General features: G+C 57.0%; 14 protein-coding genes. 10 read left to right on the plus strand and 4 right to left on the minus strand.

The genetic code is table 11. The features are described 5' to 3' along the window. Nucleotides 1-14: 14 nt before the first annotated feature. Both D8U18_RS12465 and D8U18_RS12470 read right to left on the minus strand, forming a co-directional pair. Nucleotides 15-800 carry a siderophore-interacting protein gene (locus D8U18_RS12465; RefSeq protein WP_056855219.1) on the minus strand — a complete coding sequence of 262 codons (786 nt, stop codon included), beginning with the start codon at nucleotides 798-800 and terminating at the stop codon, nucleotides 15-17. After that, on the minus strand, nucleotides 793-1,371 hold the full coding sequence (locus tag D8U18_RS12470; RefSeq protein ID WP_131107719.1) for a PadR family transcriptional regulator: 579 nt from the start codon (nucleotides 1,369-1,371) through the stop codon (nucleotides 793-795). Before D8U18_RS12470 ends, D8U18_RS12465 begins: the two co-directional genes overlap by 8 nt. 457 nt (nucleotides 1,372-1,828) lie before the next feature. On the opposite strand from D8U18_RS12470, the gene D8U18_RS12475 reads away from it, so the two are divergent. The 10 genes from D8U18_RS12475 to D8U18_RS12520 all read left to right on the plus strand — a co-directional run bounded on the left by D8U18_RS12475 (nucleotide 1,829) and on the right by D8U18_RS12520 (nucleotide 12,135). After that, entirely contained in the window at nucleotides 1,829-2,314 is a 486-nt protein-coding gene (locus D8U18_RS12475; protein ID WP_056855221.1) for a CS1 type fimbrial major subunit, read from the plus strand. Nucleotides 2,315-2,418: 104 nt separating this feature from the next. Continuing rightward, on the plus strand, nucleotides 2,419-4,941 hold the full coding sequence (locus tag D8U18_RS12480; protein ID WP_131107720.1) for a TcfC E-set like domain-containing protein: 2,523 nt from the start codon (nucleotides 2,419-2,421) through the stop codon (nucleotides 4,939-4,941). A gap of 14 nt (nucleotides 4,942-4,955) precedes the next feature. Continuing rightward, nucleotides 4,956-6,167 (plus strand): hypothetical protein, encoded by a 1,212-nt coding sequence (locus tag D8U18_RS12485; RefSeq protein WP_347237900.1) that lies wholly within the window; start codon nucleotides 4,956-4,958, stop codon nucleotides 6,165-6,167. 51 nt (nucleotides 6,168-6,218) lie between these two features. Next, nucleotides 6,219-6,959 carry a hypothetical protein gene (locus tag D8U18_RS12490; RefSeq protein WP_056855224.1) on the plus strand — a complete coding sequence of 247 codons (741 nt, stop codon included), beginning with the start codon at nucleotides 6,219-6,221 and terminating at the stop codon, nucleotides 6,957-6,959. 46 nt (nucleotides 6,960-7,005) lie between these two features. After that, complete coding sequence (locus D8U18_RS12495; protein ID WP_131107722.1) at nucleotides 7,006-7,491, plus strand: CS1 type fimbrial major subunit; 486 nt, start codon at nucleotides 7,006-7,008, stop codon at nucleotides 7,489-7,491. A 43-nt stretch (nucleotides 7,492-7,534) separates the two neighbouring features. Continuing rightward, nucleotides 7,535-8,764 carry a hypothetical protein gene (locus D8U18_RS12500; protein WP_241664319.1) on the plus strand — a complete coding sequence of 410 codons (1,230 nt, stop codon included), beginning with the start codon at nucleotides 7,535-7,537 and terminating at the stop codon, nucleotides 8,762-8,764. A gap of 121 nt (nucleotides 8,765-8,885) precedes the next feature. Continuing rightward, a complete protein-coding gene (locus tag D8U18_RS12505; protein ID WP_131107723.1) occupies nucleotides 8,886-9,119 on the plus strand; it encodes a hypothetical protein in 234 nt (77 codons plus the stop codon). Beyond that, nucleotides 9,116-10,366, plus strand: coding sequence for a hypothetical protein (locus D8U18_RS12510; protein ID WP_241664320.1), 1,251 nt, complete (start codon nucleotides 9,116-9,118; stop codon nucleotides 10,364-10,366). Before D8U18_RS12505 ends, D8U18_RS12510 begins: the two co-directional genes overlap by 4 nt. Nucleotides 10,367-10,487: 121 nt before the next feature. Then, the gene (locus D8U18_RS12515; RefSeq protein ID WP_131107724.1) at nucleotides 10,488-10,865 is read left to right on the plus strand and encodes a CS1 type fimbrial major subunit; all 378 of its coding nucleotides are present in this window, start codon (nucleotides 10,488-10,490) and stop codon (nucleotides 10,863-10,865) included. A 43-nt stretch (nucleotides 10,866-10,908) separates the two neighbouring features. After that, complete coding sequence (locus D8U18_RS12520; RefSeq protein ID WP_131107725.1) at nucleotides 10,909-12,135, plus strand: hypothetical protein; 1,227 nt, start codon at nucleotides 10,909-10,911, stop codon at nucleotides 12,133-12,135. Between the two features lie 62 nt (nucleotides 12,136-12,197). Here D8U18_RS12520 and D8U18_RS12525 read toward each other — a convergent pair whose 3' ends face one another. Both D8U18_RS12525 and D8U18_RS12530 read right to left on the minus strand, forming a co-directional pair. Continuing rightward, the gene (locus tag D8U18_RS12525) at nucleotides 12,198-15,314 is read right to left on the minus strand and encodes a transglycosylase domain-containing protein (RefSeq protein ID WP_131107726.1); all 3,117 of its coding nucleotides are present in this window, start codon (nucleotides 15,312-15,314) and stop codon (nucleotides 12,198-12,200) included. A 157-nt stretch (nucleotides 15,315-15,471) separates the two neighbouring features. Beyond that, nucleotides 15,472-15,930, minus strand: coding sequence for a transposase (locus D8U18_RS12530; RefSeq protein ID WP_056855229.1), 459 nt, complete (start codon nucleotides 15,928-15,930; stop codon nucleotides 15,472-15,474). Nucleotides 15,931-16,475 lie beyond the last annotated feature (545 nt).

The following is a 16,475-nucleotide window of genomic DNA, read 5'->3' on the forward strand; positions in this document are numbered from 1 at the left end:
CATGTCAGGCTGAATCACTCATCATCGCCAGCATTCAGCTTCCAGTAACCAACGGCTTTGACGAACTGCTCATCCAGCCCATGCTCATCCAGCAGTATCCGACGGATCTGCCGCGATACTTTGCTCTCTGTCGCAACCCACGCATACAGGCTGCCGGCCGGCACCTTGATCTGCCGCACGGTGCTCAGCAAATGGTCCTTGCCGCCCTCGCGCAAGACCCAGATCACATTGACCTCGGCAGCGCTTTGCAGCACTTGCTGTTCCTTGCCGTTTTCCACTTCCACAATCACCAGCGCACGGCGGTTGGCTGCCAGGCTTTCCAGGCGTCGGGCGATGGCGGGCAGGGCGGTTTCATCGCCGATCAGCAGATAGCTGTCGAAGATATCCGGCACGATCATCGAACCCCGTGGCCCGCCGATGTGCAGGAACTGTCCGGGTTTGGCCTGCTCGGCCCAGGTCGAGGCCGGGCCGTCGCCGTGCAGGACAAAATCGATGTCCAGCTCCAGTTTTTCCAGGTCGTAGCGGCGCGGGGTGTAGTCACGCATCTCAGGCATTGGGCCGCCGCTCTTGCCGGCGCCGAGCTCCAGCGTTTCCAGCACCGCGGCTTGCTCGGCATTTTGCGGGAACAGCAATTTGACGTGGTCGTCGGTGCCGAGGCTGACGAAGCCCGCCAGCTCCGGCCCGCCCAGGGTAATCCGGCGCATGCGTGGGGTCAGGTCAACCACGCGCAAGACTTCCAGGCGACGACGTTTGATTTCATGCATGACACGGTGAATGGCTTGTGTGTTCACTTCAGTCATTCGCTTTCTCCTGGGTTGATGGAACGGCGGGGCCGTCGACGATGGCATTGGCGGTGTTGTTCAGCAGCGTCGCGACACGCTGGATTTCTTCCGGGCTCCAGCGTCCATGGTGCAACTGCAACGCATGGCGCAGGTTATGCACGGCCTCGTGAATTTCGGCCGGACGATCATGTCCGCGCAACGAACGCTTGCTGACGTCGATGCGCATTCGCACGCCTTCGAGCGCAACGGCTTGCTCAGCCAATGACTGGCGACCGGCCTCTGTGACGCTGTAGCGCTTTTTTCCGCCTTCGGCATCACCGGTAATCAGTTCGCTCTCTTCCAGAAAAGTCAGGGTCGGATAAATCACACCGGGGCTCGGGCTGTAGGCGCCGTCGAACATGCCTTCGATCTGGCGGATCAGGTCGTAACCGTGGCACGGCTGCTCGGCGATCAATGCCAGTAACAGCAATTTCAGATCGCCGGGGGCAAATACCCGTGGCCCGCGACCACCGCGTTCGCGGCCGGGGCGTTTTTCGAAGCCGTCGCGACCGTCGCCGTGTTCGCGGTGGGGAGAATGATGGTCTCTCATCTCTAGCGTTCTCTTTGTCGTGTTTAGATACAACTTAAGATATATCTTTGTCGGGATGCAAGCATCCCCGATCAACGGTCGATTTCGTGGCGAGCAGACTTGGTGCCGGAGGGATTCATGTAATTTAGAGTAATTGAACTAATTGTCGTGTATTAATGTTGTAGGTCACACACGCCTTACAGAAAGTTTAGCTGGGACTATCTGTATGTTTTTTCGATTAATACTGTATGTAGTTTATTTCTGAAGGTTAAACAGTTAAGTTGCGACGATGGCGACTTTTTCGTCCCAATTACAGGCTGAAAGAACTACATGTGTTGAGGAATTTTCCTACTTACTTTGTTGTAAAAATACTTGATCATGCTGTCGCGTTGAGGAGGGTGAGTCAAAACGCCATTATCTAAATGGCCGGCTCGCAAGAACTTCACGTTTATTCCAATTAAGAAGACAGGTACTTAACATGTTCAAGAAGTTTGCTATCGCTGTTCCGATGTCCGTCCTGGCTCTGAGCTCTTCCATGGCTTTTGCTGCCGAGCCGATTAGCCAGGTGATTAACATCAAGGCGTTCGTTCCGACTTCGCTGTTCAGTGTCGCGCCGCAAGACAGTAATTTCGGTCGCGACGAAACCATGACCCAACAGGGCAGCGGTGAGTTGACCAGTGTACGTGGTCTCTTCAACTTCAAGCACACTGACCCGAGAGGCGCCATCAACGCACTGATCGACGGCGATGCGGCACTCTATAACGGCCGTGACACTATTCCATTGACCGTCAAGATCGGCACCGTTGAATTAAGCAACACCACCACTGAAGTCGTAGACGAAACTGAATCGGTGCCGGGCATCCAGCGGGAAATGGTCATTACCGCCGATACCCCGACTACCGGCCAGAATGGCAACTACACCACCAGTTTCGCCGTTATTTTCGAGCCTGTAATGAAGCCATAATCGTAAACTTTTTGAATAAACTATTTTATTCAGCGGTCTTGCCTGCTTGTTATCGCCTGATGACAAGCAGGTGCCGACTTCATTTGTAATCGAGTATTAAGATCATGTTCCCGATGACTCCCATCGCGGCAGCGCTTGCACTTTTTATATGTGCTGGTGCCGTTGCTGCGCCCACTAATAACGTCAACACACCTCGAAGTCTGCTTGCTCAGGCCAAAGGGTTGCCGGCGGAATTCGAAGAGCATTTCTTCGATGTGCCATTAGCGGTACGAGTGGAACGTGATCAACAGTTTCTTGGTGAGGCGATGATCGTTTTGACGAAGGATGATCGCGTCACGTTGCTGGAATTCACCGACACCGGTGACAGCCCGATTTCTGCCAATGAGCGAGAAACCTGGGCGGCTTATCTCAAACAGGGCGTTGTCCTGGGTGCCTGCCAGGGCAGTTGCCCGGAGCAAATGCTGGCGGTGCATTACAATTTGCAGAGTTCGCTGGTATCGATCGCCACCGAAAATGCCGAACGCGATAGCGAGGCCCGGCGTTATTACGATCTGCCCGAAAACGGCAGTACTGGCCTGATCGTGCGCAACCAGTTGAACCTCAACGGCGGTCAGGATCAGGACTTGGGCGGGCGTTATGGCCTGGAGGCGAGCAGCAGCCTGGGTAACTGGACTCAGCGTGCGAACCTGCAATTGGCCCGTCTGGGCGGCCCGGATGACAAGCTCTATCACGCGGTTCATGAGCTTTATGGTCAGCGTGAGCTACAGGGCAGTTTTGTCCGCCTGGGGTATTTCACGCCCAACTCCGAAGGACTGAGCCGGCAGTTGCGTTCGTTTGGCGCCAGCCCCGATACGGCGGTGGGCCTGATGTACGGCAGCTCCGACAGCCTGGCCATCAACAGCCCAAAACCCAGCGTTTACCCGATCTACGTCACTGCCAACCGCCAGGCCTCGGTGGAGATTTTTCGCAATGGTGTGCTGATCAACACACAGGCGGTCAGTGCCGGATTACAAACCCTCGACACCCGGCCGTTGCCGGGAGGTATTTACGAAGTCGAGGTGCGGCTGATCGAAGATGGGCAAATCACATCGACAACCCAGGAGCTGGTGTACAAGCCCAGCAACTGGCGCAACCTCGATGAACGCTGGCGCTACAACCTGTTTGCCGGGCAGGAAAGCAAACTGCTGAGCAACTGGGACGAGCAGTCCTACGGCGACATGACGGCCGGCGCAGCCATCAATTACCTGTTGCACCCGCGGGTGATTGTAGGGCTGTCGGGGCGGCAGTTGCAGGGTACACAGCAGTATGGTTCGTCGATCGACTGGACCCTGGCCAACAACACCAGCCTGTACGGCAATCTTTATCGAACCCAGGACCACGGCACCGGGATGGACCTGCAAGCCAATTACAGTTATGGCTCCGGAAACCTGTTTGCCACACACAACCGCAGTTGGCTGGACACCACCAACACCTACGAAACCTTGCCGGACGGCACCCGGGTGCGTCAGCGCAACGTATTTATCGGCCAGACCAGCAACACCTCGCTGGCAATCAATCATCGGCTCAACAGCAAGAATTCGATTAACGGGCGGGTCTCCTACAGCGAGGGCAATACCGAAGGTGCCGCACTCGATCTGGGCTGGTCGCAAAGAACCGTGCTGTTTGGCAGTGATGCCAACTGGCGCTTCTCGGTGTTCGACCGACCGGGCAGTTATAGCAGTGGCGACCAACGCAATCGCGGGGTCGACCTGAGCGTCAGCGTGGCGCTTGGGGGCCCGGGTGAACAATGGTCGGGCAGCATCGGCACTCGAACTGCGCGGGAGGGCGGGCGCGACAACAATGGCTCGCTGTCTTATCGCAAGACCCTTGAAGACCATGTGCTGCAAAGCGTCTCTGTGACGGCCCTGGCCGATACCTATGGCGTCGGGTTGTCCGGCCTTACCAGTTTTGAGGCCGATGCGTTCAATGGCGATGCCTTCCTCCAGCGCTCCTCCTACAACGGTAACTACACCGGTGGTTTGAACCTCGACAGCACCGTGGCCGTGGGTAAGCAGAACATGGTCATGACCAGCCAGCATCACACCGGTGGCGCCGGGATGATCATCGATGTGGAAACCGATCTCGACGAAATCGCCCTGCGCGCCGACGACCTCAGCGGCGGCAGTGCAACCTTGCGTCCCGGGCGCAACTTCGTGCCGCTGACCGCCTACAAAAACAGTTCGGTCAGCTTCGACTTCGAAGGCAATCACGTGCCATCGGCGAGTATCCAGCCGCAGCGAACCCGCTATCACCTGAACAAGGGCGGGGTGGACTACCGCAAGATCACCGTGAGCAAAACCCTGACCGTACTCGGTCGCCTGCTCGACCCGCAGGGCAAGCCGCTCAAGGGGCACCACGTCATCAACCACGCCAGCCGTGGCGTCAGTGAGGTGGACGGCTTCTTCTCCATGGAAATGAACGCGGGTTCGCCAACCCTTGAAGTGCGCCGGGGCGAGGAATTGTTGTGCCAATTCCGCCTCGACCCCAGCAATGCGCGCAGTGAAAACAATGTGTTGATGATCGGGGATTTGCGGTGCTCGCCGGACACCTTGGCCAACACCACCTTCTCGGTGGACTCGGCGGGATAATGATGAAAAGTTGCTTGAAAAATTACCTGGCCGGATTGCTGTGTGCGGTGTTCGCGCCGGCAGCCCATGCGCTGACTCAGGAAATCACCGCGGTCTTTACACCTGATCCGGCGAATCCGCTGAAGAATGAATTCATCAACACCACGCCGATCAGCGGCTTTTGTGCCGATTTTGGTCATACGATTTGTAAACATCACGGATATTTTTCCATTGAAGCGCCTCTCAGTGGTTCAACACCGGACCTGGGGCCGGGGGTGCCCGTTATTTATGCGGGTCACACCAATCCTCGGGAGGGGGTGATGTACAAGGTGCCCTCCGAATGGCGAGCTTTTCAGGTCACTCACACTCGCACGGGCGAAGTGGAAACCGTGCAAATGCGTATCTCTGGAATTGGTCAACATACATCGACGCGTCCAGATTTTAGTGTATGGCCGTCGTCCTCGTGGTTCTCCGCCCCCCCGTGTCGCTCAACCGGACTTATCTCGGGTATAGGGCCCAATCTGCGCTTCTTCTGGATAGTTCCTGAAGATGCAGGTGCCTGTAATAAGAGAGCGCCGATAGCGGACATAACACGCTTCGCATTTTCGAAAACGGAATATGCGTACGCGCTGAAAACGCCCAATCCGTTGTCCATGTCTTCCGGGGAATACACGGGCTCGCTCGAATACAGCATAGGGCCAGGCGGTGATTTCGACTTCGGTGATGTGGTGATCGCTGACGACAAAACGATGACGTTCAACTTCACCCTCAATGTGCAACATGCACTCAAGGTGGAAGTCCCACCCGGTGGCAACCGAGTGGAACTGCTCCCCCAGGGCGGCTGGCAGGCCTGGCTGCAACGCAATCGTCGTCCGGAGCGGTTGTTCCGCGACCAGACCTTCAATATCTCAGCCTCATCACGCTTCAAGATGCAGCTCGAATGCCAACACCACGATGGCGGCAATACCTGTTCTCTGTATGAGCCGCTCTCCGGGCATGCGGTGCCGCTGAACATCAGCGTGAGCTTGCCCAATGGCCTGACGGACCCCTCTGGTCAACCGGTCAGCCGCCGTCCGTTGTTACGTGACGGCAGCGGCACCGAACTGTTTCAACCCGGTTTTTATGTCGAGCGTAGACCCGGAACCCTGCATTTCGAAATCAGTCGCGAAGAGGTCGAAAAGATGCTCGATGGCGATAACAAAACCTACAGGGGCAACGTCACGGTGGTCTGGGATTCGGAAGTTTGATCACCGCACCAATCGAGCTGTTCCACTGTTAAACACCATGAGGTCAGGAAAATGAATTATCGATGGGCATTGCTGTTTGCAGGTTGGTTGCCGCTGATGGCGAACGCGGGGCCGCAGATCAATGTCGGTGTCGTCTACGACTACCTGGATGCCGACAAAAGTACCTATCTGAAGCGCGTGTTCAACGGCGGTGATGCCACTGCGTTCGTCAAGGTCAACATCCTGGAAATTATCTACGACGCGGATGGCACTTCGCGGGAAATTCCCCTGGCAACCCAGGCCGATACCGCTGCCCGCGACGGGTTGATGGCCAGCCCCGCACGGTTGATTGTCCCGGCCAACGGCATGCAAGGCAGCCGTCTGGTGTTCATGGGCGAGCGTGAAAAAGAGCGGTATTTCCGCGTGCGCTTCGTGCCGGTGGTGCCGGAAAAGGAAGATGAGTTCGCCGTGTCCGCCGAGGAGCGCGAAGAGTACAAAAAGGGCTTGTCTGCCGGGGTCAATGTGCTGGCCGGTTACGGCACGGTGTTTTTTGTACGGCCCGCCCAGACCCGCTTCGACAGCGCGATAGATGACGGCCCCGGTCAGTACCGGATGCGCAATCAAGGCAATTCCGTGGTGGTGATCGATGAGTTCAGGGACTGCGCGGTCAAGGATGAAAACGACTGCCAACCGACCACCAAACATCACATTTTGCCAGGCCGTACCTTCGAGTTCGAAAAACAGCGCGGTCGTGCATATAGCTTCACGCTGATCGAAGGCAAGGCGACGAAAGTGATGGAACTCAAAGGCTGAAACTCTCTGTGCGAGTGGCCATATTGACTGTGTCAGGTGACAAAAAATGTTCAAGGCAACGCGGGTAACCCTATCACTGGCGCTCCTGGTGTCCAGTGGTGCAGCGCAAGCGATCACCGAGCGCGAAACGTTCGAGGTGGCGGTCACCATTCCCACCGCGGAGTTTTACGTGCTCCCGTCGGAGTCCGACTGGATTCATCAGGAGCAGCCGCTGCACTTCAACCCGGTGACGGGCCAGTTGGCCTCGTTGCGTAAAAATTTCGATGTGAAAAACACCAACGGCGGTATTTCCGCACGGCTCAACGCCGAGCCGTATCTGAGCAACGGCAGGCCCAGCGACAACATTGCCTTGATCGTGACGTTCAACCGAAAACGCCTCACGGTGGATGCCGAGCAAGTGATCTCCGAACTCGATGGCCGACTCGGCAAGCGTGTGGGGCTGGAAGTGGCCGCAGCTGACATGCCGGACGGCTACCAACCGGGCGATTACTTCGGCAGCGTGCACATGATTTTCGAAGCGTTGGCGCCTTGAAGAGTTCGGTTGCCAGGTGATTCAGTGATTCAGGGATGCAACGATGTATCGGAAAACAAGAGCGGCAAAAAATCGCATAACGACGTTTGGCGCAGGGATTGTGCTGTGGTTTGGCGCGCAGGTTGTCAGTGCCGCCACGCAAGAGATCACGGCGGTTTTTCGCCCGGATCCGACCAATCCAACGGTCAACAGATTCGTTAATACGACACCGGAAAGCGGGTACTGCCCCTCCTTCGCATCTGAGCTGTGCAAGTCACTTGGCATTTTCAGCATTCGCTCCAACGACATAAAGTTTACCTCCACCGGACCGATGCCTGCGGGACCAGGTGTGTCTGAACGCCAGGGTGTGATGTTCAAGGTACCCTCTGAATGGCGCAGATTCGATGTGGTGTCGGAGCGTGGCGAACACCATACAGTTGAAGTACGTATTGCTGGCGTTGGTAATCGCTTTGATGTCAAGAGTCCTGCAACAATCGATTCCTGGAACGGCCGCTTCAATTCCGCCCCAACTCCTTGTCTGAGTACTGGATTTGGGGCTGGACACTCGCAAATGTATTTGTGGTTCTGGAGGGTTCCGGAGAACGCCGGCTCATGCGTAAAGATAGCCAGAGAGGAAATTCCCTGGCTCCACTATTTTAATTTCGAATATGCCTATGAGCTGAGAACCCCCAATCCGCTGGGTATGTCCACGGGGCGATACCAAGGATCGATTAAATACACGTTGGGGCCGAATCAGGATTTCGACTTCGGCGACATCATGATCCCCAATGACAGCACGTTGACCTTCAACTTCAACCTTGATGTGCAACACACCCTCAAGGTCGAAGTGCCGCCCGGTGGCAATCACGTTGAGCTGCTTCCACAGGGGGGCTGGCAGGCCTGGCTGCAACGCAACCGCCGCCCGGAGCGTCTGTTCCGCGACCAGACTTTCAATCTGTCGGCATCCAGCCGCTTCAAGATGCAGCTCGAATGCCAGTACAGCGGCGGCAATGAGTGCCTTCTGCATGAGCCAAAGAGTGGACACACCGTGCCGTTGAACCTTTTCGTCAGCCTTCCCGGCGGCATCACCGATGCCTCAGGACAATCGGTCAATCGCCGCGCATTGTTGCGAGATGGCAGTGGCACTGAACTCTTTATGCCGGGGCATTACGTCGATCGCAGACCTGGCACCCTGCACTTTGAAATCGGCCGCGAAGAGGTCGAAAAGATGCTCGATGGCGATAACAAAACCTACAGGGGCAACGTCACGGTGGTCTGGGATTCGGAAGTTTGATCACCGTACCGATCGAGCTGTTCCACTGTTAAACACCATGAGGTCAGGAGAATGAATTATCGATGGGCACTGCTGTTTGCAGATTGGTTGCCGCTGATGGCGAACGCGGGGCCGCAGATCAATGTCGGTGTTGTCTACAACCCCGTCGGAGTCCGACTGGATTCATCAGGAGCAACCGCTGCACTTCAACCCGGTGACGGGCCAGTTGACCTCGTTGCGTAAAAATTTCGATGTAAAAAACACCAACGGCGGTATCTCCGCACGGATCAATACCGAGCCGTATCTGAGCAACGGCAGGCCAACATTTTCAGCCCGGAATATACGGGTTGCAGGCATGCTTGGAAGGAAAAAATGAAATTTATACATTCGCTGAAGAATGATCTCGGACGATACCTGGCAGCGATATGTTTTGCCGGCGTTCCACTGTTGGTCGAGGCTGGTTCTGTCGAGGTGACTGCGCGTTTCAGGCCCGACCCGGCGAACCCCATGGTCAACCGTTTTGAAAATACAACGACCAATAGCGGTTATTGCGTCTACTTCGCGGTGTATTGCAAAAACAATAATTTGTTCAGCTTGGGCATGCCCTTGGGAGGTCTTCCGCAAACGACCGGTGGCAAGGTATTGGCCAATCATACCGATCGCCGAGAAGGGGCTTACCTGAAGGTGCCCTCGGAATGGCGAACGCTGACCGTTTCGAACGACGAAGACACCGAGCAATTGGAAGTCCGAATATCGGGAGTGGGTGGACGCGTCGACCTTAACGCTCATGTGGAGGATTTGACGGGGGGGCAGGGGTGGCATCAGCTATGGAGCGGCCGCAGTTGGAGCTTCGCGCCTGCTCCCTGTGTTTCCACGACTTCGGTAGCTGGCCTCAGCTATTACGCCATGTTCATGTGGAGGGTGCCGGAAAATGTCGGTGCCTGTGCCAAGACAGCGTTGTTTGATATTCCCACACTCCATTATCGCTACCTGCATTTTGGTTACGAGCTGCGTACACCCAACCCTCTGAAGATGGCGACCGGAATCTATAGAGGCAGCATCACTTACAGCGTCGGGCCAGGCATGGACTTCGATATAGGCAATGTAATTGTCCCTCACGATTCCCAGATCACCATCGATTTTGTGTTGAGCGTGGAACACATCCTAAAGGTGGAAATACCACCGGGCGGCAACCGGATTGAGTTGCTTCCCCAAGGCGGTTGGCAGGCGTGGTTGCAACGCAATCGCCGTCCGGAGCGGCTGTTCCGTGACCAGACCTTCAATATATCGGCCTCCAGCCAGTTCAAGATGAAGCTTGAATGTCAGTTCACCGAGGGCAATACCTGCGCGTTGCAGGAACCCGTGTCCGGGCGAAACGTGCCACTGAATATTGCCGTCAGCCTGCCCGGCGGCATGGCCGATGACTCTGGCCAAGCGGTCAACCGCCGTCCCTTGTTGCTCGATGGTATGGGTACTGAACGCTTTGAGCCGAAATTCTACATCGCACGAAAACCCGGAACTCTGCACTTCGAAATTGGCCGCGATGAGGTCGAAAAAATGCTCGATGGCGATAACAAAACCTACAGCGGCAACGTCACGGTGGTCTGGGATTCGGAAGTTTGATCACCGCACCAATCGAGCTGTTCCGCTGTTAAACACCATGAGGTCAGGAGAATGAATTATCGATGGGCATTGCTGTTTGCAGGTTGGCTGCCGTTGATGGCGAACGCGGGGCCGCAGATCAATGTCGGTGTTGTCTACGACTCCGTCGGAATCCGACTGGATTCATCAGGAGCAACCGCTGCACTTCAACCCGGTGACGGGCCAGTTGACCTCGTTGCGTAAAAATTTCGATGTAAAAAACACCAACGGCGGTATTTCCGCACGGCTCAACGCCGAGCCGTATCTGAGCAACGGCAGGCCCAGCGACAACATTGCCTTGATCGTGACGTTCAACCGAAAACGCCTCACGGTGGATGCCGAGCAAGTGATCTCCGAACTCGATGGCCGACTCGGCAAGCGTGTGGGGCTGGAAGTGGCCGCAGCTGACATGCCGGACGGCTACCAACCGGGCGATTACTTCGGCAGCGTGCACATGATTTTCGAAGCGTTGGCGCCTTGAAGAGTTCGGTTGCCAGGTGATTCAGTGATTCAGGGATGCAACGATGTATCGGAAAACAAGAGCGGCAAAAAATCGCATAACGACGTTTGGCGCAGGGATTGTGCTGTGGTTTGGCGCGCAGGTTGTCAGTGCCGCCACGCAAGAGATCACGGCGGTTTTTCGCCCGGATCCGGCCAATCCAACGGTCAACAGATTCGTTAATACGACACTGGAAAGCGGTATCTGCCCTGGACACATTCCCGAGCGATGTAAGGAATTAGGTATTCTCAGTATCCGCACGTGGGATCTGAATTTCAGGTCGAACGCACCGATGCTGGTAGGTGCCGAAAATCCGCGCAGGGGGGTGATGTTCAAGTTGCCATCCGATTGGCGACGTTTTGAGGTGGTTTCCGACAGAGGGGAGCGGGAGACGGTAGAAATGCGTATTGCCGGCATCGGCAATCGGTTTGACACGCATTCTGGAGGCACTCGCTCATGGGGTCCTCGTGATTTTACGTATGCCCCTGCTCCTTGTCAGTCCACCGGGTACACGGTGGGAACCAACACCTATCGGCTGTGGTTCTGGTTAGTTCCCGAAGGCGCTGGAGCTTGCATCCTGAATACCATTTCCGAAGTTCCTGCGATCGCGTACGTCAACTTCGAATACGCCTATGAACTGAGAACGCCCAACCCTTTGGGCATGTCCACGGGGCATTACACCGGATCGATCACTTACACCGTCGGGCCGAATCAGGATTTCGACTTCGGCGACATCATGATCCCCAACGACAGCACGTTGACCTTCAACTTCAACCTTGATGTGCAACACACCCTCAAGGTCGAAGTGCCGCCCGGTGGCAATCACGTTGAGCTGCTTCCACAGGGGGGCTGGCAGGCCTGGCTGCAACGCAACCGCCGCCCGGAGCGTCTGTTCCGCGACCAGACTTTCAATCTGTCGGCATCCAGCCGCTTCAAGATGCAGCTCGAATGCCAGTACAGCGGCGGCAATGAGTGCCTTCTGCATGAGCCAAAGAGTGGACACACCGTGCCGTTGAACCTTTTCGTCAGCCTTCCCGGCGGCATCACCGATGCCTCAGGACAATCGGTCAATCGCCGCGCATTGTTGCGCGATGGCAGCGGCACAGAACTCTTCATGCCGGGGCACTACGTCGATCGCAGACCCGGCACGTTGCACTTCGAAATCGGCCGCGAGCAAGTCGAGGAAATGCTCACCGGGCCTGGAAAAACCTACAGAGGCAACGTCACGGTGGTCTGGGATTCGGAAGTCTGACGAGCGATCTCGGGATTTTTTTGCAGGCATCACAACACTTTCCCGAGACCACCACGCAGAGGCTATTGCTGCGCCACTTGAACCGGCAGACACATCGTATGGGTCCCCGGTTGCAGGTACTGCGTCAGGATCGGCGCCATACCCTTGAGCACCTGTACCGGCAGGGCAGAGGTGAACTTGAACGCTTCAGCCGAGCGTCCCGGTACGTAAGCGGTCAGCGTGCCGAAGTGGGTGTCGCCGATATAGAAGACGAAGGTCGCCGTGCGGTTGATTGATTTCGAACTGAGAATCCGCCCGCCCGAACCGATGGCTTCGATACGGTTATCGCCAGTGCCGGTCTTGCCACCCATGGCCAGCGGTGCGCCATCGGGCAGTTTGAAACTGCCGGCCAGCCGTTTGGCGGTCCCGGCGTCCACCACTTGCGACAGGGCTTCGCGCATCGCTTTGGCAACTTCCGCAGGCATGACCCGTTTACCGACATCCGGGTCATTGATCAGCTTGGTTTCATACGGCGTCCCGGCGGCAAAGTGCAGGCTGTCGATACGCAGCGTCGGCATGCGCACGCCGTCGTTGAGGATGGTGCCGATCAACTCGGCCAGTGCCGCAGGGCGGTCGCCGGAGCTGCCGATGGCTGTGGCCAGTGAAGGCACCAGATGGTCGAAGGGATAACCGACGTTCTGCCAGCGCTGGTGAATGTCGAGGAATGCCTCGATCTCCAGCATGGTGCGGATGCGGTTGTCGCGTGCACCTTTGTGCCGGCTCTTGAACAGCCAGCTGTAGACTTCCTGACGTTCGAACTGGCTGGCTTTGACGATGTCCTTGAACGTCGCGTCCGGATGGTTGAGCAGGTAGCCCATCATCCACAGGTCCAATGGATGCACCTTGGCGATGAAGCCTTGGTCGGGCAGGTCGTAGCTGCCGGGGCCGTAGGCCTGATAGAGCCGCTCAAGGCGCTCGTCGGTGAGTTTTTCGGTGAGTTTGGCGCCGGTCAGGTGTGAGCGCACGAAGCTGTTGAAGCTTTGCTGGCTGGCCTGTGGCAACAGATACCGGTGCACGGCGGCCATGCGGATCGGCGTCGGGCGCATACCATCGAGAAAGGTTTCGAGCCGTGCCTGGGTGTCCTTGTTGCGGTACTTTTTCCAGAACTTGAGCAGGAACGACGTCCCTTCGCGGTCGGCAAAACTGGCCAGGTATTCCTGACGACGCGGGTCGCGGTCATCCTTGAGCAGTTCGGCGCTGCTGTTGGGACCGGAATACGTGACGTAGCGCACTATATCGCGCATCAGGCGTATGAACGGCAGGTTGATCGACTCACGCAGGGCGTCGCGCAGGGTCGGCAGGCGACCGTTGTCTTCCTTGCGGAAGTTATTGAACGTGTGCAACCCGCCGCCGGTGAAAAACGCTTCGCCGGGGCTGGCGGAATATTTGCGGTCCAGCGCTGCACTGAGCAAGGGTTGCAGGCTGTGGTCCTTGTTCTCGATAAAGTAGTCGACGACCCAGCGGCTGAGGCGGTCCTGCTCCGGTATTTCGACTTTCTTCAGGTCCGGTACGCTCATGTCGGCATATTTATCGTGCAACTCGGCGATGATTTGCAGGTAAGTCGTCATCACCCGCATTTTTGCGGTGGAGCCCAGTTCCAGTTTGCTGCCTTCATTGATATCGAACGGCTGGTCAGTGCTGTCAGTTTGTACCCGCACCCGCGAACCGTCCGGGGTCAGTTCGAACAAAGTGAAGCTGTAGCGCACCTGAGTGGTGCTGGTGGGGGTCAGCAAACGCTCGCCCATCAGGCCGATTTCTGCGGCATACACGGGGTCGGCGAGTTTCTTCAGGTAGGCAGTGGCCTGGGTTTGCAGTTCACCTTGCAGGGTGCTGGTGGCCGAAAGATCGAGGCGGTCAAGGTCGTACAACGGACGATTGAGCAACCCCGCCAGCCGACTGCGCGCCACGCTGATGCCTTTGTTGGTTTCGATCGGTTGAATGGTCGGCTGGGTCGCCCAGTCGCGGTACGTGACCTTGCTCGCCAATGCCGCCGCGGCGAAAGGCGCGTCGATCACGTTGTTCTGTGCCAGCAGACGAATATGGCTGTCGGTGAGCGAAGCCAGTTCATCGCGGCCTTTGGTCAAGTAGTGCGAAGGGCGGCGCTGGGCGATCATCAAGGACAGCATTTCGCGCAAGGCCAAGCCTTTCTCCGCCAGGCTTTTTGGATCCGTGGCGTCGCTGGCCAGGCGTTGGTTGGCCTGGGTGAAATCGGCGCCGTACCACACGCGCAAACCTTCCGCCATGCCGTGCACTTCACCGTGGCCAGGCACAGCCGACAGCGGCACGCTGTTGAGGTAGTCGCGTACCACGTTCTGCCGCGACTTGAGTGTCTGCGGGCCGTCCTGATAAGCGCGTACGCTGGCGGAAATCATCTGGCGGATCTTTTCACCACCCGACATGGTCAAGCCATCGGGCGAATGCCGGTATTTTTCCAGTTGCGTCGCCAGGGTGCTGCCGCCCGCCGATTGGCCAGGCAGATGGAGCATCTTGGCCACCTGGGTGTAGGCCGCCATGCCAAACCTTGGCCAATCTACGGCAGGGTTGGCCAAGGGCTGGCGAGGGTCGAGCAAGAAGCGGTTTTCGATGAACAGCAGGCTGTTGACCACGACCGGCGGGATCGAGTCGAAGCTGGCATAGAGTTGTTGCGGATATTTGTACTGGTACAGCGGCGCCGCCCGGCAATCGGTGATCGACAGACCGGCCTGGATTTTTTCCGCATAGGGTACGAAAAGGCCTTTGTCGGTGTAGTTCATCAACGCTGGGGAAAAGCGGGTCTGTTCGGTAATCACGTAATTGCGCTTGAGCAATCTTGGCAGGAACTCGCCCATGGAGCTGTAGCCCAGACGCAGGTCGAACGGACCGGCGCCCGGGTAGTGAATCGCATCGCTGGGGCCAGGTTTTAGCTCATACGTGAGCGTCTTGGCGAACTTGCTGACCTCGCGAGCTTGAAATCGCGACGTGCGCATCTCTTTGGCAGCCGCGAGCCCTACCACGATGGCAATAATCAGCAGCAACAGCCAAAACGCCTTCCAGCCGTGCTTTACGCGGCTGCGAGGTGGTTTTTCAGGTAATGGCGCTTCATCCACAGCTTCAGTCGGGACCACGGTTTTACTCGAATCGGTTTGCCATAAAGCGCCCATAGTCGACTGATCCATTCACGCAGATTGATCGGACTTGTCTGAAGCTTAGACGGTGGTTGGCGATGGTGAAAAAATTGTGAACCTCCAGATATCGGTTAGCTGCTTGCCCTGTGGCGAGGGAGCTTGCTCCCTCGCCACAAAGTGAGCAACGTTGGATTCAGAGCCAGCAGGCATCCCACAGAGGGTAATCACCGATTTTTTCAACCAACCCTGCACGCAAGGGATTAGCAACGGTGTAGCGGGCGAAAGAGCGTAAATCCTCGCCGTCGCGTATTGCCCGGTCGTGATAGCCGGTTTGCCAGAATGCGCCAGTTCGATTCAGTGCCCGGTTGATCGTCAACGTGCTACGGGACTTGATGGCCTGCATGAGTTGCGCCAGGGTGCATCGTTCGATTTGGACGAGCCAATGGAAGTGGTCAGGCATGATCACCCAGGCAATCGAGTTCACTCTTCCCTGATCGTGGGCGTGTCTGAGTTCCGCTACTAGCAAACGCCCCAGATGCCAATCGCTGAATATGGACCTTCTCTGATGTACCACCGCAGTGATGAGGTAGGCCCGGCCTGATTCGGAAAAACGTCCTTGGCGCAACAAGTGTGAGTTTGGTCGTGGAAGCATTCCTTGCGTCCTTTTGATAGGTTCCTTTTGAAGTTAGTTGCTCGCTGGCCTACAGGTAGCTGTAACGTTTGCGGGAAAAGTCCGAAATCCCCAAAGAAAAGTAACCCCTGCAAACCCTTGTGGCGAGGGAGCTTGCTCCCGCTGGGCTGCGAAGCGGCCCTACATAGGGCTATCGGATGTTTCTGACCAAACCGGTTGACGGGGGTTACGACTGCTGCGCAGCCGAGCGGGAGCGAGCTCCCTCGCCACGGGTTCATTGCGAGCTGGAAGTGTCGAAGTGGGTGAAGACGGCCTGCCTGACGCAGCACCCTTACTGCAAACCCTTGTGGCGAGGGAGCTTGCTCCCGCTGGGCTGCGAAGCGGCCCTACATAGGGCTATCGGATGTTTCTGACCAAACCGGTTGACGGGGGTTACGACTGCTGCGCAGCCGAGCGGGAGCGAGCTCCCTCGCCACGGGTTCATTGCGAGCTGGAAGTGTCGAAGTGGGTGAAGACGGCCTGCCTGACGCAGCACCCTTACTGCAAACCCTTGTGGCGAGGGAGCT

This window comes from Pseudomonas sp. Sample_10 (genome assembly GCF_004321495.1).
Taxonomy (GTDB): Bacteria; Pseudomonadota; Gammaproteobacteria; order Pseudomonadales; family Pseudomonadaceae; genus Aquipseudomonas.